22 protein-coding genes and 1 CRISPR repeat array are annotated in these 23,278 nt (G+C 35.9%); of the genes, 2 read left to right on the forward strand and 20 right to left on the reverse strand.

What is annotated here, in order from left to right; all coding sequences use genetic code 11:
* Positions 1–28: 28 nt before the first annotated feature.
* Positions 29–1,030 carry a catabolite control protein A gene (gene ccpA, locus IGI87_RS07955; RefSeq protein ID WP_002357319.1) on the reverse strand — a complete coding sequence of 334 codons (1,002 nt, stop codon included), beginning with the start codon at positions 1,028–1,030 and terminating at the stop codon, positions 29–31.
* 214 nt (positions 1,031–1,244) lie between these two features.
* On the opposite strand from ccpA, the gene IGI87_RS07960 reads away from it, so the two are divergent.
* Positions 1,245–2,348, forward strand: coding sequence for an aminopeptidase P family protein (locus IGI87_RS07960; protein ID WP_317095234.1), 1,104 nt, complete (start codon positions 1,245–1,247; stop codon positions 2,346–2,348).
* A 120-nt stretch (positions 2,349–2,468) separates the two neighbouring features.
* Here IGI87_RS07960 and IGI87_RS07965 read toward each other — a convergent pair whose 3' ends face one another.
* The 6 genes from IGI87_RS07965 to hprK all read right to left on the reverse strand — a co-directional run bounded on the left by IGI87_RS07965 (position 2,469) and on the right by hprK (position 7,475).
* Positions 2,469–3,056: a YtxH domain-containing protein gene (locus tag IGI87_RS07965; protein WP_104854003.1), complete on the reverse strand. Its 588-nt coding sequence runs from the start codon at positions 3,054–3,056 to the stop codon at positions 2,469–2,471.
* Positions 3,057–3,083: 27 nt separating this feature from the next.
* Positions 3,084–3,512 carry a DUF948 domain-containing protein gene (locus IGI87_RS07970; protein WP_104854004.1) on the reverse strand — a complete coding sequence of 143 codons (429 nt, stop codon included), beginning with the start codon at positions 3,510–3,512 and terminating at the stop codon, positions 3,084–3,086.
* Positions 3,513–3,689: 177 nt separating this feature from the next.
* On the reverse strand, positions 3,690–4,586 hold the full coding sequence (gene galU / locus IGI87_RS07975) for a UTP--glucose-1-phosphate uridylyltransferase GalU (RefSeq protein WP_104854005.1): 897 nt from the start codon (positions 4,584–4,586) through the stop codon (positions 3,690–3,692).
* A gap of 11 nt (positions 4,587–4,597) precedes the next feature.
* Positions 4,598–5,620: an NAD(P)H-dependent glycerol-3-phosphate dehydrogenase gene (locus tag IGI87_RS07980; protein ID WP_280210640.1), complete on the reverse strand. Its 1,023-nt coding sequence runs from the start codon at positions 5,618–5,620 to the stop codon at positions 4,598–4,600.
* Between the two features lie 68 nt (positions 5,621–5,688).
* Positions 5,689–6,522: a prolipoprotein diacylglyceryl transferase gene (gene lgt / locus IGI87_RS07985; protein ID WP_162782584.1), complete on the reverse strand. Its 834-nt coding sequence runs from the start codon at positions 6,520–6,522 to the stop codon at positions 5,689–5,691.
* Positions 6,523–6,539: 17 nt separating this feature from the next.
* A complete protein-coding gene (gene hprK / locus IGI87_RS07990; protein ID WP_002357309.1) occupies positions 6,540–7,475 on the reverse strand; it encodes an HPr(Ser) kinase/phosphatase in 936 nt (311 codons plus the stop codon).
* A gap of 209 nt (positions 7,476–7,684) precedes the next feature.
* Between hprK and IGI87_RS07995 the strand changes: the two genes are divergently transcribed.
* Positions 7,685–8,647, forward strand: a complete 963-nt coding sequence (locus IGI87_RS07995; RefSeq protein ID WP_280210643.1) for a GIY-YIG nuclease family protein — start codon at positions 7,685–7,687, stop codon at positions 8,645–8,647.
* 35 nt (positions 8,648–8,682) lie between these two features.
* On the opposite strand, the gene IGI87_RS08000 is transcribed toward IGI87_RS07995, so the two are convergent.
* From IGI87_RS08000 to cas9, 13 genes are all read right to left on the reverse strand, one after another.
* A complete protein-coding gene (locus IGI87_RS08000) occupies positions 8,683–9,039 on the reverse strand; it encodes a phage holin family protein (RefSeq protein WP_002357307.1) in 357 nt (118 codons plus the stop codon).
* A complete protein-coding gene (locus IGI87_RS08005) occupies positions 9,039–9,362 on the reverse strand; it encodes a PspC domain-containing protein (RefSeq protein ID WP_002357306.1) in 324 nt (107 codons plus the stop codon). The genes IGI87_RS08000 and IGI87_RS08005 overlap by 1 nt, the downstream gene beginning before the upstream one ends.
* 74 nt (positions 9,363–9,436) lie before the next feature.
* Complete coding sequence (gene liaX / locus IGI87_RS08010; RefSeq protein ID WP_438736592.1) at positions 9,437–11,038, reverse strand: daptomycin-sensing surface protein LiaX; 1,602 nt, start codon at positions 11,036–11,038, stop codon at positions 9,437–9,439.
* Between the two features lie 208 nt (positions 11,039–11,246).
* On the reverse strand, positions 11,247–11,924 hold the full coding sequence (gene phoU, locus IGI87_RS08015; RefSeq protein ID WP_002357304.1) for a phosphate signaling complex protein PhoU: 678 nt from the start codon (positions 11,922–11,924) through the stop codon (positions 11,247–11,249).
* A 14-nt stretch (positions 11,925–11,938) separates the two neighbouring features.
* On the reverse strand, positions 11,939–12,697 hold the full coding sequence (pstB, locus tag IGI87_RS08020) for a phosphate ABC transporter ATP-binding protein PstB (RefSeq protein ID WP_002357303.1): 759 nt from the start codon (positions 12,695–12,697) through the stop codon (positions 11,939–11,941).
* Positions 12,698–12,707: 10 nt separating this feature from the next.
* Positions 12,708–13,517 (reverse strand): phosphate ABC transporter ATP-binding protein PstB, encoded by an 810-nt coding sequence (gene pstB / locus IGI87_RS08025; RefSeq protein WP_002357302.1) that lies wholly within the window; start codon positions 13,515–13,517, stop codon positions 12,708–12,710.
* Between the two features lie 16 nt (positions 13,518–13,533).
* Entirely contained in the window at positions 13,534–14,418 is an 885-nt protein-coding gene (gene pstA / locus IGI87_RS08030) for a phosphate ABC transporter permease PstA (protein ID WP_002357300.1), read from the reverse strand.
* Complete coding sequence (gene pstC / locus IGI87_RS08035) at positions 14,418–15,338, reverse strand: phosphate ABC transporter permease subunit PstC (RefSeq protein ID WP_002357299.1); 921 nt, start codon at positions 15,336–15,338, stop codon at positions 14,418–14,420. The genes pstA and pstC overlap by 1 nt, the downstream gene beginning before the upstream one ends.
* Before the next feature lie 122 nt (positions 15,339–15,460).
* Positions 15,461–16,315 (reverse strand): phosphate ABC transporter substrate-binding protein PstS, encoded by an 855-nt coding sequence (locus IGI87_RS08040; RefSeq protein ID WP_002357298.1) that lies wholly within the window; start codon positions 16,313–16,315, stop codon positions 15,461–15,463.
* Between the two features lie 275 nt (positions 16,316–16,590).
* Positions 16,591–17,155: a CRISPR direct-repeat array (repeat unit 36 nt; unit sequence GTTTTACTGATAAGAAATTATTGAGAGTACAAAAAC).
* Between the two features lie 77 nt (positions 17,156–17,232).
* Complete coding sequence (gene csn2-St / locus IGI87_RS08045) at positions 17,233–18,291, reverse strand: CRISPR-associated protein Csn2-St (RefSeq protein WP_438736593.1); 1,059 nt, start codon at positions 18,289–18,291, stop codon at positions 17,233–17,235.
* Positions 18,291–18,590, reverse strand: a complete 300-nt coding sequence (gene cas2, locus IGI87_RS08050; RefSeq protein ID WP_113794144.1) for a CRISPR-associated endonuclease Cas2 — start codon at positions 18,588–18,590, stop codon at positions 18,291–18,293. Before cas2 ends, csn2-St begins: the two co-directional genes overlap by 1 nt.
* Before the next feature lie 20 nt (positions 18,591–18,610).
* Positions 18,611–19,525 carry a type II CRISPR-associated endonuclease Cas1 gene (gene cas1 / locus IGI87_RS08055; RefSeq protein ID WP_438736594.1) on the reverse strand — a complete coding sequence of 305 codons (915 nt, stop codon included), beginning with the start codon at positions 19,523–19,525 and terminating at the stop codon, positions 18,611–18,613.
* A gap of 210 nt (positions 19,526–19,735) precedes the next feature.
* On the reverse strand, positions 19,736–23,188 hold the full coding sequence (gene cas9 / locus IGI87_RS08060) for a type II CRISPR RNA-guided endonuclease Cas9 (protein ID WP_438736595.1): 3,453 nt from the start codon (positions 23,186–23,188) through the stop codon (positions 19,736–19,738).
* Positions 23,189–23,278 lie beyond the last annotated feature (90 nt).

The raw sequence follows: 23,278 nt of genomic DNA on the forward strand, positions 1-23,278 counted from the left end.
CGCTCTTAGTTTAGCCGTTTAATTCAATTTATTTTGTTGAACCTTTTTGATCAATTCCATAAGGTAAAACAACTGTTTTTTCTTCAATTTCTTCTTTGTTCATTAGTTTTGTTAATAAACGCATTGACACGGCACCGATATCATATAAAGGTTGTGTAATACTTGATAGACGTGGACGAGAGACTTCTGTAAGCAATGAGTTATTGCTTGTAATGATTTCAAATTCTTCTGGAACTTTCACGCCAGCATCTAGCATCCCATCTAATAAACCAATCGCTAGCTCATCATCTGTAACAAAGGCAGCTGTCGCTCCACTGTTACGGACACGCTCAGCCAAATTAATGCCTGCTTTAAATTTATATTCAGATTCAAAAACTAAGCCTTCATTATAAGATAAGCCATTTTCTGCTAAAGCTTCTTTGTAGCCTTTCATCCGGTTTTGACCATTAATTGGATCGATTAATGCACCACTGACAAAAGCAATTTTTTTGTTCCCATTTTTCGCTAAAGTCGCTGTTGCATCTTTCGTTGCTTCCGTGTAATCAATATTAACGCTACCAACTTGTTCGTCTGGATCAATTGAACCAGCTAAAACAACAGGCGTTTTTGAACGTGAAAATTCACCACGAATATCATCTGTAATGCGATGACCCATAAAGATAATCCCATCTACTTGCTTGGCAAGTAAATTGTTTAATACAGTGACTTCTTTTTGATCGTCTCCATCTGAATTGGCTAAAATGATATTGTATTTATACATTGTAGCCACGTCGTCAATACCACGTGCTAATGAAGCAAAAAATGCATTACTAACATCTGGAATAATGACACCCACTGTTGTCGTTTTTTTACTTGCTAAACCACGTGCGACTGCGTTAGGACGGTAATCTAAGCGATCAATCACTTCTAAGACTTTTTTACGTGTTGCTGGTTTTACATTGGGATTACCATTGACAACACGAGAAACAGTAGCCATTGATACATTTGCCTCTCTAGCAACATCATAAATTGTAATTGTTTGTTTTTCCATGTTTCTTCTCCTATAAATATGAATTTGTTCTCATTTTCTGAAAACACTGTTTACATTTCTTTCCTAGCCTAGAATATCAAAATTCTTCTATTTTTGCAACCGTTTTATCGTTTTTTCATGAAAATTTACTTTCCATTTCAAAAGGAACTTTTTGTCATTTCATGTTATGATAGTACTGTGATTCACTTCAGAATAAAAGAAAGAAGGATGTTTTATGAATCAAGAAAAAATTGCCGATTTAAAAAATTGGATGCACCAAGAAAAGATTGACTTCACTTATATTAGTGATCCTGGTCATATCGCTTACTTTTCCGGTTACGAAAGCGAACCTCATGAGCGCGTGTTAGCTTTGTTTATCGCTGCGGACGACCAATCATTTTTATTTACACCTGCATTAGAAGTCGAAGATGCCGAAAATAGTAGTTGGACTTATCCCGTTTATGGTTATTTAGATAGCGAAAATCCTTGGGAAAAAATTGCGGCTTTATTAAATAAACGGACACAAGGCACACCACGCTTTGCTTTAGAAAAACAAGCTCTTTCTTTAGCTCGTTTCGATCAATTGAAAACCTATTTCCCAGCTAGCGATTTTTCGCATGATGTTACGCCTTTAATTGAAAAACTTCAATTAATTAAAACAGAACCTGAAATTCAACGTTTACTAGAAGCTGGTAGTTGGGCTGATGTCGCTTTTGAGATTGGCTTCAAAGCAATTCAAGCAGGCGTTGCGGAACAAGAAATTGTTGCAGAAATCGAGTATCAATTAAAACGTCAAGGTATTCGCTCGATGAGTTTTGATACGTTAGTCTTAACAGGAAAAAACGGAGCTAGTCCTCACGGGGTACCTGGCGAAACAAAAATTGAGCCCCATGACTTAGTGCTATTTGATTTAGGTGTCGTTCATAATGGCTATTGTAGTGATGCCACACGAACAGTCAGCTACTTGGAACCTTCTGATTTCCAAAAAGAAATTTATGGAATTGTTTTAGAAGCACAATTAGCAGCAACTGAAGCGGTCAAACCTGGTGTTACAGCAGGCGAATTAGATGATATTGCTCGAGGTGTAATCACAAAAGCTGGTTATGGTGAATACTTTAACCATCGCTTAGGCCATGGCATTGGAACCACCGTCCATGAATACCCATCGCTGGTTCATGGCAATGATTTAGTCATTGAAGAAGGCATGTGTTTCTCTATTGAGCCCGGTATTTACATTCCTGGAAAAGTAGGTGTTCGTATCGAAGATTGTTTACACGTAACGAAAACAGGCTCCGAACCATTCACTAAGACATCCAAAGAATTGCAAATTATCCAATAGAATAAAAATAAAATGAGGCCATCAGTCAACCGGACTGATGGCCTCATTTCTAAATTTTAAGGTAAGCCGCTGAACAAAAGCAACACGATCCGTTGCTAACTTTCATAAGCTAAACGCTTGTTACCCTTTAAATTCTTTTTTTACGTCTTTCGCTGCGTCTTTAACATCTTCTTTTGCTTCTGCAGCTTTTTCAGGAACGTCTTTGGTTGTTTTTTTTGCTTCATCGACACCAGCAGAAACAGTTTCTTTGGCCGCTGCCGCAGAATCTTTAACGTCAATATAGATATCTTCTGCTGCATCTTCGGCAATTTCACCTAAATCTTCTGCGTGATCTTGTGCATCGTCAGCTGCTTTTTTAAATTGATCAGATAAATCACCTGTTTGTTTTTTAAAGTTATCAAGCATGTCGCCAGAAACACCTTGTGCTTTATCCAATGAATCTTTTGTTTTTTCTTTGACAGATCCTGCCAAATCAGAGGCTTGATCTGATAAAACGCCGGCTTTTTGTTTTGCGATTTCTGTTAATTCTGTTCCTTTTTGAACAGCATAATCTGTGTAATCTTGCGCTTTGTTTTTTAAATCATCTGTTTGATTTGATAAATCATCACGTAATTCTTTACCTGATTTTGGTGCAAGTAATAATGCGGCAACAGCTGCTGCAGTTCCACCAATTACTGCTCCTAAGAAAAATCCGCCTTTTTTAGCCATAAAAATCTCCTCCAATTAATTATTTAATTATTTGTTTTTTGTATTTTTTGAACGCATTGCTCTAAAAGCAGAACCGCCTACTTTACTCACTAAACCAGCTTTCGCTGTGCCTTTCCCTACGGTTCCTACCTTCGTAATCAAATGTTTACTTGAGGTGTTCAATTCAGAGACACTTTCGCTTAAATCAGCAACGGCCGTAAACAACGGATCAATCGTTGCCACTTTTTGATTCACATCTGTCAATAGTTCATTACTTTTAACAAGCAAGCCTTCTACTTGGCGACTCAATACATTCACATCGCTAGTCACGACTTTAATTGTTGTATTTGTTTCATCAATCGTATCTTCAATTTTTGAAACAACTTGAGAAACTTTATATAACACAAGTACTAAAAAGATGACTAAAACAACAAATGCCACCGCTGCAATTAAGGCAGCAATTTCCCCACCTGACATATCATTACTCCCCTCTGAAATTTTATTTATAATCTTAGGATAACACCAACTTATATTTTTCACAACTCATAAAGCTAAGAATGACAATTTATTTTATAAAATTCTCATGACCTTTCCTTTAAGAAAAAAAGCGTAAAATTTCTTTCTAACGAATTGAAATTTTACGCTTTTTTCTATTTATTTTTCTTTTGGTTGCTCTTTTTTCGCTAATTGAGCGCCAAGTTTAATAATATATTCTCGTAAATTATCTTTTACTTCTGGATGGGTTAAACCATATTCAATGCTTGTTTTCATAAACCCAAATTTATCGCCAACGTCGTAACGTTCTCCTTTAAACTCACGAGCAAAAACGCGTTGTGTTTTATTTAAAGTGTCAATCGCATCTGTTAACTGAATTTCGTTACCAGCTCCTGGTTTTTGATTTTCAAGTACATCAAAAATTTCAGGGGTTAATAAATAACGACCGATAATCGCTAAATCACTTGGTGCTTCCTCAGGTTTTGGTTTTTCAACAAAGTTCTCGACATTGTAAAGTCCTTTTTCGATTTCTTTTTCTGGATTGATAATACCATATTTTGAAGTATCTTGGTGCGGCACTTTCATTACAGCAATCGTCGAGGCATGTGTTTCTTCATAATCGTCCATTAATTGTTTCGTTAATGGTACTTTATCTTCCATTAAATCATCGCCTAACATCACAACAAAAGGTTCATTGCCAACAAATGCTTTCGCTTGTAAAACAGCATGTCCTAAGCCTTTCGGATGGGATTGACGAATAAAATGTAAATTAACATCCGTTGTTTCTTCGACTAATTTCAATAAATCAGTTTTATTTTTTTCTTTTAAATTATTTTCTAATTCAACATTTGAATCGAAATGGTCTTCAATCGGACGTTTGGCTTTGCCTGTCACAATTAAAATATCTTCGATTCCTGAAGCTAGTGCTTCTTCTACAATAAATTGAATCGTTGGTTTATCAACAATTGGTAACATTTCTTTTGCCATCGCTTTGGTAGCCGGCAAGAAACGTGTTCCTAACCCAGCTGCTGGAATAACTGCCTTTTTAACTTTCATCTTTTTTCCTCCTAAAAATCAAGTGTAAATTCGTTTTCGGTTTTGCCATCGCGCAACATAATTTCTTTTGCTGCTTGTTGTACATCTTCGTCATTGTACAAGACATTGTAGATGGTTTCTGTGATTGGCATTTCAACCTCTAGTTGTTGTGCCAATTCATAAGCTGCTTTAGTTGTTGAAACACCTTCCACAATCATGCCCATGTTTTCTAAGACTTCATCTAACTTATGACCTTTTCCTAACAAATTACCCGCACGCCAATTTCGAGAATGGACACTTGTACAAGTAACGATTAAATCCCCAACACCACTTAAACCAATAAATGTTAATGGGTTTGCTCCCATCGCAACCCCTAAGCGACTAATTTCTGCTAAACCACGAGTCATAATCGCCGCTTTGGCATTGTCGCCAAAGCCTAAGCCATGAATCGCTCCAGCGCCTAAAGCAATAATGTTTTTTAAGGCTGCCCCTGTTTCTACACCAATCACATCATCATTCGTATAAATTCTGAAGTAGTCATTCATAAACAACTCTTGCACATATACAGCGTCTGCTAAATTTTCGCTTGCTGCTGTAATGGTTGTGATGTCATGAACAGCGACTTCTTCTGCATGGCTTGGTCCAGATAAAACCACAATCCCTTGCCGTTTTTCTGCTGGAATCTCTTCCGCTATCACTTCTGAAATTCGCTTATGTGTGCCTTGTTCGAGCCCTTTACTTGCATGAATAATAATTGGTTTCGTTTTTAAATTTTGGACCACTTCTTGTGCTACTGAACGAATAGCTTTAGTTGGTACCACGAACAGTACCGCATCAACATCTACTAAAGCAGTGGCTAAATCAGTGGTTGCCTGAATTGAAGCAGGTAATGTTAGTTCTGGTAAATAATGTTTGTTGGTATGTTTTGTATTTATTTCATCGATTTGCTCTGGTTTATTTCCCCAAATACAGACCTCATGTCCATTTTCGGCTAATACTTGAGCTAAAGCTGTCCCCCAGGAACCTGGACCTAAAACAGCGACTTTTTGATTCATCGGTGAAACTCTCCTTTCGCTAAACAACGTTACTTCTTTAGTTTACCATATTCTTCGATCAAGTTGGATTAAGAAGTTGTTATTTTTTTCTTTTGTTTCTCCCGATTGTAAAATTTCAAATTGGGATTTCTTCTGCGAACGATCACAATAACAATTGCTACCACGAACATCACTAAAGACAACAATTGCGAGACACGAATATTACTAAACGCATACAAACTGTCCATCCGTAACCCTTCGATGAAGAAACGTCCGAAAGAATACCATATTATATAACCTAAAAAGACTTCGCCTTCTTTTAAAAAGTGTGGCTTTTTGCGTAATAGCACTAAAACGATAAAGCCTAAAACATTCCAGACAGATTCATATAAAAATGTTGGTTGATGATACGTTCCGTTGATATTCATGTTATCAATGATAAACCTTGGTAAATGGAGATTTTCTAAAAATTGTCTGGTGGTCGCTGGTCCATAGGCTTCATGATTCATAAAGTTGCCCCAACGACCAATTGCTTGCGCTAAAATCACACTTGGTGCGGCAATATCTAAAAAAGTCCATGTAGAAATGAAACGATGACGCGTAAAGAAAAACAGCGCCAGTCCCCCACCAATAAGACCACCATAAATCGCTAAGCCACCATTTCGAGTAAAGAAAATTTCAATCGGATTGTCTACATAATCTTGCCATTGAAAAGCGACGTAATACAAGCGCGCGCCAACAATTGCTGCAGGTAATCCCCAGAGCATAAAGTCAAAGACATCATCTTCTTTTAAACCAACACGAACGGCTTCGCGACTACTTAGCCAAACAGCTAAAGCAATCCCTGAAACAATAATAATTGCATACCAATAAACGGGAATACCGAAAAGGCGAAATGCAATTGAATTTACTTGAGCTAACATCATCACATCTCCTCCTTCTATTCTCCTGAATTTTCTTCAATCAAACGAGTTAAGCGCTCTTCGAACGTTTTTGTTGCATCATAGCCCATTGTTTTCGCGCGGAAGTTCATTGCTGCTACTTCAATAATAATGGCCACATTTCGGCCAGTCTTAACAGGAATGCGAATCTGAGGGACATCAACGTTAGCTATTTCGACCATTGCATCATCACTACCAAGGCGATCATATTTCTTGTCTTTTTCCCAGGCCTCTAAATAAACGACCAATTGAACTTGCATAAAGCCACGGACCGCGCTAGCACCAAACAGGTTCATGACATCAATAATCCCGATACCACGAATTTCAATTAAATGCTGCAAAATTTTTGGTGGTTCTCCAACCACGGTTAATTCATCCTGCTGATAAACATCGACACGATCGTCTGCAATTAGCCGATGGCCACGTTTAATAAGCTCTAAAGCTGTTTCACTTTTACCAATACCGCTATCCCCTTGAATCAATACACCAAGTCCATAAACATCCACTAAAACCCCATGGACACTTGTCCGAACAGCCAAACGGCCATCTAAATAACTGGATAGTTCCCCTAATAAACGGGAAGTTGAAATCGGTGAACGTAACACAGAAACCCCATTTTCTTTTGCTGCTGTAATCAATTCTTCGGGGATTTCTAGTCCTCTGGATACTATAAAGGCTGGAGTATCTTTCGCACATAAACGGCGCATCACTAATAAACGCTCTTCAGGCATCATTCGTTCCGCAAAGGTAATTTCTTTGCTCCCAAATAATTGTAAACGATCATGCGAATAATAATTAAAGTACCCAGTTAATTCTAAACCTGGCCGGGAAATTTCACCAGTTTTAATTGTTCTATTTAAGCTTTCTTCATCTCCATAAACTACTTCTAAAGAAAGATTTTCTACCAGTTGATAAATCTTTACCACTTCTGTCATATCGAATGTCAGTCCTTTCTGCTACTTGTTATATTTTATCATTTAAAAATACAAGTTTCTAGCTATTCACTAGATAATTCCTAGAATTATCATATTTCAAAAAAAAGAAACTATTTTTCAGTGAAATTACCCATGCTATTTCTGTTACTTGACTATTTCAGAAAACTTTGTATACTTGAAGCCGATCCTTTTAAGAAAAGAGGAAACTTATGAAAGAATATTTAAAGGAAAAAGCCCATCAATTACCGTTAACACCGGGTGTTTATTTAATGAAAGACGCAACCGACACAATTATTTATGTGGGCAAAGCCAAAAAATTAAAAAATCGCGTGTCGAGCTATTTCATCAATAGTAATCAACATTCTCGAAAGACGATGCGTTTAGTCAAACAAATTATAGACTTCGATGTTCTCCATACTGACACAGAATTGGATGCGCTCCTTCTAGAATGTCAACTGATTCAACAGTATCGGCCGCGCTACAATCGCCAAATGAATGCTTATGAACAATATTCTTATGTATCGGTAGCCGTTAATGAGCGGCAATTAGAGATTAAACTCTTAAATATTCCCACTAAAGAGAACTGTTTTGGTCCTTATTCGATTCGTCGAAAATTAAACCGTTTAAAAATAATTTTGGATAGTATCTACGATCTCGTCCCAACCAACTATTGGCATCAAACCTTTCAAAAAGAGAGTGCCATTCCGACCGAACTATTTCAACAAGAATTGTTCGACTTTTTCCATAATCAAGGACGAGAACCAATCAAACGAATTGCTCAACAAATGCAAGAAGCTGCTGAAAAACAAGCCTTCGAAAAAGCGGCAAAACTCAAAGAAGATTGGCTCTTTCTGACACGTTTTGCAAACCAAAATCAACGAATTAGTCAAGCTAACCAAAGAGATTGGCAATTGATGTGGTTACCTTATCAGAAAAAAATCAAATACTATTTAATTTACCAAGGCTTGGTGGTAGCAACACGTGTTGTAACTAAACAAACGTTTCAAAAATATCCACCGCTTGAACTAGCAAAAAAAATCATGCCCAAAAAACCACCGAAAACAATTGAGCATTACTCGAAGCAACAAGTTGATTTTTTAAACATTTTATATGGCTATATCAGCCGCCATCCAGAATGTCACCTAGAAAATTTAACCATCGAAAAAGCCTGAAGAACGCATTTTATGCTACGTTCTTCAGGCTTTTTTTATTCATATTTAGATAAATTGTGATCCGTAACGATCGTATTGACAATTGACATAATTACAGCCATTAGCACCGCTGCCCAAAAACTTGAGAAACCAAAGTTCATTTCCCCCACAAAAAACGAGGTCATTTGTAAAATCGCTGCATTGACAACAAAGCTAAATAGACCAAACGTTAATAAAGTAAATGGGAGCGACAAGATTGTTAAGACTGGTTTCACCAACATATTTAGGATTGAGAGAACAAAAGCGGCAATAATTGCAGGCATTATGCCTCTCACATGAATCATGCCAGGAAAAACAACTGATAAAGAAATGAATGTCAGTGTATTAACAACCAATCGCTGAAAATATGTCATTAAAAGTCACTCCATTCGTCATCATCAATTTTTTCCGCTTCTTTACGTTGCTTTTTATTGGCAGCATAAGGATTTTCATTGCGAACATTTCTATTATAAGGATTTTGATGGCCGTAGCCGCGATCGCTTCCTGTTCTTCCAGAAGGGATCAAGACTGCTAAGGCAATGTATAAGAGAATGCCTGGAAATCCTGCTGAGAAAAAGCTAAGCAAGACATAAACGACACGAATAATTGTTGGGTCAATTCCTAGCCAATCAGCAATCCCAGCTAAGCTTCCTGTTAAAACCACGTTATTCGGAGATTTTGTTAGTTTTCTTTTCATATGTTTTCACCTCATCTACTAAATTTTACACTAGAAAGGCTGATTCGTCAGCCCATCTAGCTTAAAATTATTAATTATTTATCCGTATCTTTTAGGAAAATACTTCCCGTTGTTGTAGAAGCGTTAATTTGAGCCATTGATTCTTCCAGTACACGTCTAAAATGTAATTGTTGATTGCCGCGATCTTTCTTTTCACGAACAACTTCAATATCTGTTAAACGACTGTTAATACTACCTAAATTCGTTTTCACTTGCCCTTCAACACCTAAGTCATTTGGCAAGGCCAACTTGATATTCCCATTTGCAGAGCTTGCTTCAACACGGCGAAGCGTTTTTTCTTTAGCTGTAATGCGGATATCTCCATTAATCAGAGAAACACTTAGACTTTCTGGTGCTGCGGAAATAGACACATCACCATTGACTGTTTCAATAATGTTATCTAAAATCGTTCCTTCTAGGACTTTAATTTCACCATTCACGCCTTCAATTTCTAACATAGTTGCATCAATTTTTTTAAACGTAATCGTCCCATTCGTTGATTTTGTATAAACATCTTTCGCTGTTAACTCTTCTACTAAGACATTTCCGTTTAATAATTTAACCGATACATGATCGTAAGTGCGTTTTGGTAAATAGAACGTTAAATCTGCTTTCACCCGTTTGTTTGGCACTTGGAAAGAAATCGTTTCATCATCCACATCAATGTCACTTCGTTCTAAGAAAGCTTCCATTGGTGAATCTCCTGCCATTTTACCATATAATTTGATTTTTGCTTCGACTTTCACATCTTCTTGATCCCAAGTTTTGAAAGCCACGGTACCATTTGCTACCTTGACATCAATTAAACTTGCTTGGGGATTTGGATAGTTAAACTCATGTTCAAACTTAGTTGTTGCCACACCAGGAACTTTCATTTTAATGTCTTTCCATTCCACATTATCATTCATGGTATCACTGAAAGAATTAAATGTTTTTTTCAAGAATTCTCCCACTTGGCCGCCAACTTCGGCAACTTTGCCGCCGACTTGGTTAAAGGTGTCTGTGGCTTGATCTTTCCACTCTTCAGAGAATTGAGAAGAAACTTTTTCTTTTGTATCATTCCATTGACCTTTCCATTGTTCTTTGCGAATGTTTTTTAGTTCTTCTTCCAGTGCTGTTTTTTCAGTACTTTGAGTCGCTAATTTTTCTTCTAATTGTGCAAGTAAAACGTGCAAGTCTTTTCGTTGGACTTGTTCATCTTCTGTTAATGCATCTAATTCTTCTTTCGTATCTAATGTTCCAATTTCTTCTGCGACTTCTTTAATTTCTTCTTTGATGCCGGCAATTTCTGCGTTGACTTCGTCCAATTCAGCCGAAGCACGATTGGCTTTTGTTGCTAACTCATCAAGAATTCTTTCTAAGTTTTCACGATCTTTTTCTGCACTGTCCTGTGTATTTTCTTCAAACGAATCAACAGTAGGTCCTTCTGATTCGCCTTTTTCTAATGCATCCATTAAATCTGCGACTTGATCTTCTTTATTTGTTGTTCCAATATTTTGTGTATCGACTTTTTCAGCAGCTTTTTCGATTTGTTTTTCATCTTTTTCAGTTGCCATATTTTCTAATAAAATTAACGCTTCTTCTGACGTTAGAATACCTTTTTTCACTAATTCTAATACGCGTTCTCTTTCTTTCATGGATATTGCCTCCTTAGCAAATTTTTCACTCAATAGTGTTTTCCTTACATGCATTATTATGCCTTGTTTTTGATCATTTGTCATAGGACTTAAGAACGATTTCTTCTCATTAGTAAGGACTAGTTTTATAAAATCAGTTCATTTTACGCTAAAAAAACTAGGAATTGGTCTAAAAAAGGCCGTCTCCTAGTTTTTTTATTTGTTTTTCTTAAAATTGTTCATCACGATTACTATTCAATTCGGTAATTTTACCAGTTGCCAAGTAAACAATCCACTCACAAATATTTGTGACATAGTCGCCAATTCTTTCCAAGTATTGTGCCACATGTAGATAATCAGTTCCGCTAATGACCGTTTCTGGATTAGCTTTCATTGCTTCTACGGCATGTTTGTAAATACTATCGAAATATTCATTAGTACGATCATCCATTTGTGCAATCATTCGTGCATCTTTTTGATCCGTTTTAACATAGGCGATTAAAACATTATCCACCATTTTTTTCACATAATCAGACATATCTGAAATTTCTTTTTCAATTTCAGGAATACGTGTTTCTCCTTTTAAGCGAATCGTTGATTTAGCAATTGAAACGGCATGGTCCGCCATTCTTTCTAAATCCGAACTAGCTTTCATAACAGTGATAATCATACGTAAGTCTGTTGTCACTGGTTGTTGTAACGCAATCATTTCAAAACTCTTTTTCTCAAGTTTGACTTCCATATCATTAATTTCAATATCGCGATCAATCACTTCTTGAGCCAATTTTTTATCATGATTAATATATGCCTTCACGGATTTATGGACGGCACTACTAACCATCATACCCATTTCATAAAATTGATTGTGCAGATTCAATAGTTCTTCTTCAAATTGTGTCCGTAACATTCTTTTTCCCCCTTTTAACCAAATTTACCAGAAATGTAATCTTCTGTTTGTTTTTCTTTTGGATTTAAAAATACTTTTTTCGTGTCATTAAATTCAATTAAATCACCTTGTAAAAAGAAGGCCGTTTTATCAGAGATCCGTGATGCTTGCGACATATTATGTGTCACCATAATCATGGTATATTTCTCTTTTAATGTTAACAGCATGTTTTCAATTTTACCACTAGAAACTGGGTCCAAGGCGCTAGTTGGTTCATCTAATAAAATAATATCTGGTTCCACAGCTAAAACACGAGCGATACAAACCCGCTGTTGTTGTCCACCAGAAAGTGAAAGTGCACTTTTGTGAAGTTTATCTTTGACATCCTCCCAAACGGCAGCTGCTTTCAAACTGGTTTCAACTGCTTCATCTAAGACTTGCTTGTCTTTGACTCCTTTTAAGCGCAAGCCATAAATCACATTTTCATAAACTGAAAATGGAAATGGATTTGGCTGTTGGAAAACCATCCCAATTTCTTTACGTAATTCAACGTTATCTGTTTTCGGTCCATAAATATCTTTTCCTTTGTAGACGACACTTCCAGTAATAGTTACGTCTGGGATTAAATCATTCATACGATTCAAGCAACGTAAATACGTTGATTTCCCGCAACCAGAAGGACCAATCATGGCAGTTAATTCTCCTTGATTAAAAGTTAAATCAATGCCTTTCAATGCTTCTTTTTTCCCGTAATATAAATGTAAATCTTTTGATGAAATAATTTCTTTGCCCATCTTGCTCCTCCTAACCAAAATGTCCTGAAACGTAGTCTTCCGTTGCTTGAATTTTTGGTCGTGTAAAGATTTTTCTTGTATGGTCGTATTCAATGACTTTGCCCATATAGAAGAAAGCTGTATAGTCACTAATCCGTGCCGCTTGTTGCATGTTGTGTGTCACAATGATGATGGTGTAATCATCTTTTAAATTCACTAAGGTTTCTTCAACCGTTCCTGTTGAAATCGGATCTAACGCACTTGCTGGTTCATCTAACAATAGAATATCAGGTTTCATCGCAATTGCCCGAGCGATACACAAACGTTGTTGTTGCCCACCAGAAAGAGCTAAGGCGCTTTTGTTTAGGTTATCTTTCACTTGATCCCAAAGTGCGGCTTGCTTCAAACTAGTTTCAACGATTTCATCTAATTTTTTCTTATCCTTTTCACCATGCTGTTTCAATGCGAATGTGATATTTTCATAGATTGATTTACTAAATGGGTTGGGCCGCTGGAAAACCATGCCAATGCGTTTTCTCATTTCGTAGACGTCAACTTCTTTTGTGTTGACATCGACATCTTTATACATGATTTTTCCAGTAACACGTGAATTGGCAATGCCATCGTTCATACGATTTAATGAACGTAAATACGTGGATTTCCCGCAACCAGAAGGGCCAATTAAGGCGGTTATTTTGTTCTTTTCAAATTGTAAATCAACACCTTTGATAGCCTCATTGTCCCCATAAAAAACATGTAAGTCTTCCGTGTGTAACGCAATCGGGTCTTTTTGGCTATCTAGTTGAAGTAAATGGGTATCATTTAAATTGTATTCTTTCATGCTAATTCCCCTAACATTAAGCTGATGTCATTCTCTTATAAAGACGGTTGCCGATAAAACGAGCGCCAAAATTGAAAAGTAAAACTACTAAAATTAGCACAGCAGAAGCTCCCGCTGAGACCGCAGCGCCATCTGGCATCGTTCCTTCGGTATTAATTTTCCAAATATGCACAGCCAACGTTTCCGCTTGACGGAAAATACTAATTGGACTTGAAACACTCAATGGATTCCAATTACTGAAATCTAAGGCAGGTGCGCTTTGTCCTGCTGTATAAATTAGCGCAGCGGCTTCACCGAAAATCCGACCAGAACTCAAAATAACACCTGTCAAAATTCCTGGTAACGCTTCTGGCAAAATAACTTTTTTAACTGTTTCCCAACGTGAAAGACCTAAGGCTAACCCCGCTTCACGCTGTGTATAATGAATGGCTTTCAAGGATTCCTCAACATTTCTAGTCAATAATGGTAAGTTAAAAAATGTTAATGCTAGCGCACCAGATAAGATCGAAAAGCCATATCCGATTTGTACAACAAAAATCAAGAAGCCGAACAGCCCCACAACAACTGAAGGCAATGAACTTAAAATTTCAATCGAGGTACGAATTAAATCAGTTAACCAATTCTTTTTCGCATATTCCGATAAGTAAATTCCAGCACCCAATGAAATTGGAATACTAATAATCATTGTAATCAATAGTAAATATAGTGAGTTGAAAAGCTGAATACCAATCCCACCACCAACTTGATAGGCTCTGGATGGTTGTGTTAAAAATTCCCACGAAATATGTGGAATTCCTCTAGCTAAAATGTAAATCAGTAAGGCCGCCAAAATTAAAACAATGACGCCAGATACGGCATATAAGATACCTGTTGCGATTTTATCTGCTTTTTTTGCATTCATTATTTTAAGGCTCCTCTCTTACCGATAATTCGGATAACAATGTTGAATAGTAAAGACATCAACAATAGAATCAAGGCTAAAGACCAAAGAACGTTGTTTTCAACTGTTCCCATAATTGTATTCCCAATCCCCATTGTCAAAATACTTGTTAGTGTCGAAGCTGGTGTTGTCAAACTAGTTGGCATCACAGCTGCATTTCCGATTACCATTTGGATTGCTAAGGCTTCACCAAACGCACGAGCCATACCAAAGACAACCGCAGTTAAAATACCAGGTACAGCTGCCCGCAAGACAACTTTATAAATCGTTTGCCAACGCGTAGCACCAAGCGCCAACGACGCTTCACGATAATGTCTAGGCACGGCTTTTAACGCATCTACGGTCATCGTAGTAACCGTTGGTAAAATCATGACAAATAGCACAAATGTACCAGCTAAAATACCGAAGCCAGTTCCGCCAAAGATTGAACGGACAAAAGGAACAATGACAGATAAACCAATAAATCCATAAACAACAGAGGGAATCCCTACAAGTAATTCAATAACTGGTTGTAAAAATTTCGCTCCTTTTTTAGGTGAAATTTCTGTCATAAAAACAGCCGCTCCAATCGCAAATGGCGTCGCAACAATCGCTGACAAAAACGTTACAATAAAAGAACCCGCAATCATTGGTAAAGCTCCAACCATGGGTTTACCGTCTGCGCCGATATCACTTGGGTTCCAGTTTGTTCCAAATAAGAAATCAAACACGTTAATCTTATCTTTAAAGAATGTAGCAAGTCCTTTACTTGCAACAAAATAGAAAATTGAAACAACCACTGCTACAATTAAGGCAATACATAGGAAACTAATAAATTTTCCTCGTTGCTCCATCTTGGCTCTTTTCGATTTTGTTAATAATTTTTTCTGTACATCTTCCAAGAATATTTCCTCCTCAAACAATCCAACTTTTACAGATAAAAATAGTGTACCTTTTTTACATCAATTTGTTTTTAATAACATGTAAACTTTATGTTAAGTTTGTAAATTTTGTGTTAAGAGAGTTATTTAATGACATTTCCTTGCCAATCCCGTTCAATTTCCATTTTTGAAACAGGAATATACCCTAATTGACCAATCACACGTTCTTGGATATCATCTGACAACATAAAGTCTAAAAACTCTTTGGTTAAATCACTTGGATTTTTACGAGTGTACATGTGTTCATAAGACCAAATAATCCATTTATTGTTCATTACATTTTCATCTGTTGGCTGAACACCATCAATACTTAAAGTGGCTACTTCATCAGTAACATAAGAAAATGCGGTATAACTAATCGCTCCTGGTGTATCAGAAACAATGGAACGAACCATGCCGCTAGAATCTTGTTCTTGCGCACGAATGGCTGTTTTATCTCCCAAGACCCACTTTTCAAAAGTAGCACGCGTACCACTACCAGCTGCTCTATTCAAAATAACAATTTTTTGATCTTTTCCGCCAAGTTCTTTCCAGTTTGTTACTTCACCTAAAAAGATTTTCTTTAAATTTTCCATTGAGATATCTTTGACACCGACATTTTTATTAACGATTGGTGTAATCCCAACGACAGCAACTTTATGATCAATTAAGTCTTCCGCTTTGATGCCCTTTTTCTCTTCCGCAAATAAATCAGAATTACCAATGTCTACCGCGCCAGATTGGACTTGACTCAGACCTGTTCCGCTTCCGCCACCTTGGACATTAATAAATCTTCCCGGATTTTGGCTTTGATATTCCTCACTCGCTGTCTCTACTAATGGTTGTAAAGCTGATGAGCCTACCGCTGTGATGGATTCACCACGATCAATCCATTTTGCACATCCTGTTAAAGTAAGTATACTTGCCAAACCAATAAATAATAGCAATCTTTTTTTCATCGATTCATTATTCCTCCAATTAATTTCAATCTATTCCATTTTACCATTATATGTAGGACTTGAAAATTATAAGTTATCAATTTGTTGGTACAACTGAGAAAACTCTTAAATTAAATAACAAAAAGTATCTGAAGAAGCCAATTTGGCTGTTGCTTCAGATACAAACAATTATGCTAGAAAGATGAATATATTTAGAAATTTAGTGGGAATGGCTTTATTTAAAAGATTATTGGGAGTACAAAAACTGTTTCATAACCCAAAAAAGCAAACCTACAGTTTTACTGATAAGAAATTATTGAGAGTACAAAAACCGATGAATATGATTTATCTTTACCAACTCAGTTTTACTGATAAGAAATTATTGAGAGTACAAAAACAAAACAAATTTTGACGTCAATAGAACATGCAGTTTTACTGATAAGAAATTATTGAGAGTACAAAAACTACTAAACAACAAATAACAAATACAACAACGTTTTACTGATAAGAAATTATTGAGAGTACAAAAACAAGTTCAGCGAGGTGTTAAATGCGCTTAAAGTTTTACTGATAAGAAATTATTGAGAGTACAAAAACAAGGGCCAGAATTAAAATCACTTACTGCATGTTTTACTGATAAGAAATTATTGAGAGTACAAAAACTTAATGTTTCTGCGTATTTTGCTGGAAACAGTTTTACTGATAAGAAATTATTGAGAGTACAAAAACAGCCGCTAGATTGAAAAATGCTCAAATTGAGTTTTACTGATAAGAAATTATTGAGAGTACAAAAACACTTAATTGAAGATATTTTCAGACCTAATGGTTTTACTGATAAGAAATTATTGAGAGTACAAAAACCTCAAATTTAAAATTTGAAATCTCATTAGTAAGCTTTTTGACAAAAAATATAACTTTACGCGGTCAAAATCCCAGATTCACTCTTTCCACAATAACCGTTCACGAAAATATTGTTCTTCCAACACAGTGAGCTTTCCCATCGACGTCTCGACACTCTCACTATTGTCATCTAACAATTCTTTTAACAATTTTAATAATATCATATCTCTAGGTAAAAGATAATTTTTTGTATACTGATCACCAACAAAATGACAGACTCGATAAAAAGCATCAACCAATTGCTGATTCGTCCAAACAAATTCATCGGGATAATGACGCTCAATACTTTGACGAAAAATATCAAAGGCTGGCAACTGTTGGTACTGATCGTATAACAAAATCGTTTTCTCAATATCTTCTTCTGTATAAGCCAAAGGCAAACTTCGATTACTAAAAATAAAAAACTTTAACTGATTTGTTTCCCGTGCTATTTCTTTTAATTGTTGAAATAAATAGTGGATTGACTTTGTCTCCAAAAAACTTTCAGGATTGACAATAATTACCCAAACAGGCTGTTCTTTTCGATAGATACTTCGCTTCAATAGATAAATAAATTCGTCCAATAACTCTCCGGAATCCATCATTTCTAAAGGTAGCGACTGACTGTTCTCTAAATAGTTTAAAGACAAATGATGCTTTAATAAATCTTGAAAGTTTATTTCTAAAAAATGTGGTTCAATATTCGTTAAATAATGATTTAACTTATCGTTCATCAAACTTTCTAAATTTAATAGTTGATCATTTAATTTTTCCATCTGCATCGCAATCTCAAAATCATCCCGTAAACAAAGTAATTCTTGATGAAGTAAAGTGTTTTTTATGAAGTCCATTTGTTGAAAAATACTGGTATTGTCTTCTAAAAAATAAAAATCCATTTCCTTAGCCTTTACCTTTTTTTCTTCTAAAAAAATTTCAATCCCATTATCTCCATAAACCGTTTCCTCTAAATCATTTAAGGCTTTTTGTTTCGCAAATCGTTTAAGTGTTCGTAATATTTTGCGACGCCATTGATTTTCTCCTCCATAAAAAAATAAATAATCTTCTAAAGAAAACTCAATAAATTGTTGATATTGATATTCCAGACGAATCTGTTTCATTAAATCACCACCAATCGGCGAATACCAACCACTTCTTCTTGACAACTTCGACTACCAGCCAATAACAACATATCTTGAAACTGCGTTTCCGACACATATAACAAGCGTACATTGCCACCTTGTGGAACTTTTCTCTTTAAAATCGCTTCGTATTTTTTTAACGCACTACGATTGGGCAAACTTCGATAATAAATAGAATACTGCAACATAATAAACCCATTTTCCAACAAATGTTTTCTAAAAATTCGGTATTCTTTTTGTTCTTGTTTCGTTTCAAAGGGTAAATCAAACAAACACATTAATCGCACGATTCCTAAGCTCACTTCCCCTCACACTCCAACATATTTTCCAAATGAATTTTCTGAACGTTCTCAAAATCAGCTGTTTCCATCGCTTTCACAAAAGCAGCCACATACTCAGACATCGCTTGGTTCATATAGATTTTTTTATTCTTCACTTTAATCTTTTGGTGTAAAAACTCCACCAACGTCAAACGGCTATGATAAGTTAAATACTTTTCTTTATTTTTCAATACGGTTTGATGAATATACCAATCCATCAATGGCCGAAAAGGTTCCATTAAATCATCCACTAAGTTGAACGAATTGTATTCATTTTTATGAAAAATCCCTAACATCGGTAATAAACCTAATGCTACAACGCAACGTGCCATTTGCGCCCGAATCACCGCATAGCCATAATTCATACATGCATTTGGTAAACACTCCTCTTCACGAGTAAACCCAACGCCATATAATGAATTAAAATAAACTTTTGCAACATGACCTTCACGATTCGTAGTATCACCTGGTAAAATACCTTCACTGAGCTTTTCTAATACCTCGATTCGTTCGGCATCTGTTCCTAAATATTTCGCAACTGCGATCTGATTTTGAATTTTTTGTGTGACAATGTGACACCATGCCAACTGTTTTTGCTCTTCTGTCCAATTGCTTTGCCAGATTGCGCGTTTCGCACTACGATGGTATTGACCAACACCAAGAAAAACACCGGCAAGCATAAAGGTATTATCACAAATAACTGTATCAATGTGATGTTGAGCAAATTTTGCTAACAAACGTGTCGTAACAACCGTTTGATCCCCTTCTAAAATCACGCTTTCTATATCTGCCAAAGGAATCATATAAGTATGTCCTTCTTTCAATACTTCTAAATTATCTAATTTCACTTTTAACTTTTCTCCGTTTTTAACGAAAACTGTCCGAAATCCCAACAACGCTTCCTCCTTTTTTATAAAAAAACCGCCCTACATATGTAGGGCGGTAAATTCGGCAAAATGCCTTATTTTTGTAGATTCTCAATAATTTCTTATCAGTAAAATTATTAAAGACGTGTTTCGTCAAACACGGTAGTCCGTCGACTACAATTAAAGATTACTACAAAAACACTAATCATGCAACCCTTTTCTTTTTATTTTCCCTTTTTATTTAATAATATTCTTTGGTTCTTTTTCATAAGATAGATGATGTTTCTTTCCTAAAATATCTGTATTGAATTTTCGTAACTTTTTGCCTTCTTTGCCATATTTAGCAATATTTAAATTGATGGCTCCATTATTATAAGGTTTTTGCTTAAATTGATTTTCTGCTGGTATCATTTCTTGTTCTAACCCTTTAAAGTTAATGCTATTAGCACTTTGGAAATTATAAAAACGCACATCATAGCGTTGGCTATCTTTCCATTCGATTTCCAAACCATCATTTTTTTGTAAAGAGAAGCAGAAACGTACGACTTGTCCCTTTGTCTGCTCAGCGACTTTCTTCATGTATTCTTTTTCTGTAATTCCATACTCACCTTCCACAAAACGCAAGTCAGAATAATATAGTTGCACTGTATAGTAAGCCTTCGTTTCTAAATCTTGATAAATATCGTAACGATAGGGTTTTAGACTTTGTAAAGTAACTTTGCGACCATTTTTGGTTTGTTCAACTGGTCGACCTTTTTCGTCTTTGGTAATATTGATATGTTTATTTAATTTGCCATCGTAATATTTTAAGCTACGGATAACTGGACCGTTATTTTTTTTCGCATATTTTCGAATCGCTGGAATCCCATTTTCTTCGCAGTAAACAGCAAATGGTGAGCGCTTCACACGTTTCACCTTGCCATTTTTTTCTTCCACTTCTTGAAAATCTGGCGTTGTTGCTGCAATGGTCACTAATAATTCGTACGTTTTTTCATCAAACTCTTTCATTAATAGTTTGTCTTGTTTTTTCTTAAATGCTTCCCAACCATCTACCGTGTAAATATCTTTAATTTTTCCGATGGTATATTCATCTGTCGTTATTTTTTCTTTACCACTTTTTAGTGTTTTGACTTCTGTTTTTTCACGAACAGAGTAAATGGTTGCATCACTGAGTTTGCGATTAGCTTTGCGATCCACTTGATGAGAAAATTTAATTTTTGGATGAATCGTTATTGGTTTTAATTGTTCCCGAAAATTTGACCATTTGACTTGGTACGTTTTTCGTTCATAATGTTTTGCTTTTTTGTATTCTCTATACGGAATTTCATCGAGAATTTCACCAGTTTCAACATCAATTTCACGCATGAACTTTTCACCAGTTTCTTCGTTGACCGCATAGTGATAACGACTGACTTTCACAAATGGTGTCACTGCACAAAGTGTCGCATCAACGGCATGATGATGATGGGTTTCACGAGTTTTATCTAAGTCAGCACCCCATTTTTTACGCAATGTATGAGTAAAACTGCCATTCACCACTCGAACAATTGTATCTTGATTTTCAAAAAAACTTTGCAACGTATTTAAAACCAAACGACTAGCGTAACGCGTATCGTTAAGATTTCGTGACAGAAACTTTTGAACTTGTTCACTGTCAAAAATATTCCGTGTTTCCAATAAATTATTTGCTTTTTTACGACTGAACGGACGACTTTCTACCCACTTTTGATACTCATCCCAGTTGCTAAATTTCCCATTAATCTTGTTAAATGCGCCAGCCATCCAAGCATCATAAGGTGTTTGTTGTCCTTTGACTTGATTCGCGTGACTTAAAACCAAGACTTTATTATTAATAGAATCATCTAGACTTATCGAAATTGGAATAATATGGTCAATTTCTGTTGAATCACTGACTAATAATTCAGGTGAAATAGGGTTTCCTGTATAGGCACATACCCCATCTTGTTCATAGTAGTATAACAATTTGGCTAAAAAACGACGATTTTTGTGAATGGTTGCTTGAAATTTTTCTTGACTCCAACCTGACTTTTGTAGAAAGTACTGTTGACTGTCATTTTTTCGTTGACTATTCTTTGTTTGTAGCTCTTTTATCCGTTTTCGTTCTTCTTCTTCGTTATCATCACGTGGCATTTCGACGGTAATATAATGGATTTGGTCTTTGCCATATTTTTCCAACAAAGCATCCATAACTTTGAAGGCTTGACTGACTGTTTTGTTCACTGTAGGATTATAAATTTCTGCTAGAACCTCTTTGGTTGGTAACTTTTTATAATCACTGTAGCGTTTTCTGACACCTGCTTTTAACTGAAACTGTTCTAAGAGCGTATTTTGTTCCGATGTGGATTTGATTAGTTCTGGAATTAATAGGTGTAACGTTTTTAGAGAAAAACGGTGCCATGCTTGCGTGCTAATACTTTGACTTAATTCTTTGTAATGATCCAAAACCAGTGACTTCACCGGTTCTGCTAACTCAGGAAGTTCAAAAGCTAATGTGTTTTCAACCCCTTCGCGTTCGGTATTCAATGTTAGCACTTTCGCTAAACAGTCAATCGTTTCTGTTGGTAAAGTAGCCAAATCGATCCCTGCTTCCGCAAAAATTTTCCGCCAGTTGCGATAGCCTTTTAATGTATGAATTTCTGGTTTACCTTTTTTATCCAATCGCCAGCCGCTGAGTTGCTCTTTTTTTACACCTAATAATTTAGCGATATCGTTGACACCAAAACGAGCAAATTCTTTCGTCATTAGTTCTGTTAAAATGAATTCCTTTTGTGTAGGCGAAAGTGGTTGTTCTCCATCAATTTTTAAATTAGTTAAATCATTGAGTAAATTATATTGTTGTGCAGATAAACTTAAACCACTCGCTCTCAATTCTCCTTGAAAATCTTTGCCAATTAATTTATCAAAAATATTTGCTGCTGGTTGCCCTGTTTTTTGGAAATCAGACCAACGACCATAAGGACTATTATTGGCTTCATTTCCTGGCCCATGGTAATAAGGACGCTTTCGATAAATTAACCCGGCATCCTCTGCAATACCTGGTTGCACAAATAACGCAATCCAATCATCTGTTAATTCATTTGGATACAAGGCCTGTTGAGTTTTCAAGATGGTAGCCAATTCATCGGCATAAGCAGAAACTTTAAAGACATTTAACTGATAATTACCTTGACCATTAATCCCTGTTTTCACTCGATTGTTTTCTTTCAGTCGCTGCAATTGAATTTGACCAGGCGTATACTTTGTTAACAATTGATCATTTTTTCTGACTTGTTCTTTGTAATCTTGGCTTTCTTTTGCGGCTTCAGCATCATCTTCATCCAAGTAACTAATCCCACGTTTTTTGACAATATGAAGCACAACTTTGTAAAGCTCTCCCTTGGTTAAGCCCTCAGTCAAACCTTTTACTCTTAATTGATAAGGGCAAACATTTTTTAATGCCTTATCTTCATAAAAGCCAATCGCTTCAAGTAATTTCTTCGCATCTTTTAAGCGATTTGTTTTCCTTCGTATTAAGCGACGAGCACCACGACTAGTTCGTCGTTCTAAATTTTTCTCACTATTTTTTGCACTAAATAAGCGAACACCTAAGTCCACAATTTTCCCTGTTTCTTCATCAATAACTGACCAACCAACGCTACTAATCCCTAAATCTAACCCTATACTGTACATAAGAGCCTCCTTTTATGTGATTACAATGAATAATTTAATTATACATTATTTTTTGTAAGTGGATACATTTTTCTATAAAAATATATTCTA

The organism is Enterococcus sp. DIV1444a (assembly GCF_051712125.1).
GTDB lineage: Bacteria > Bacillota > Bacilli > Lactobacillales > Enterococcaceae > Enterococcus > Enterococcus faecalis.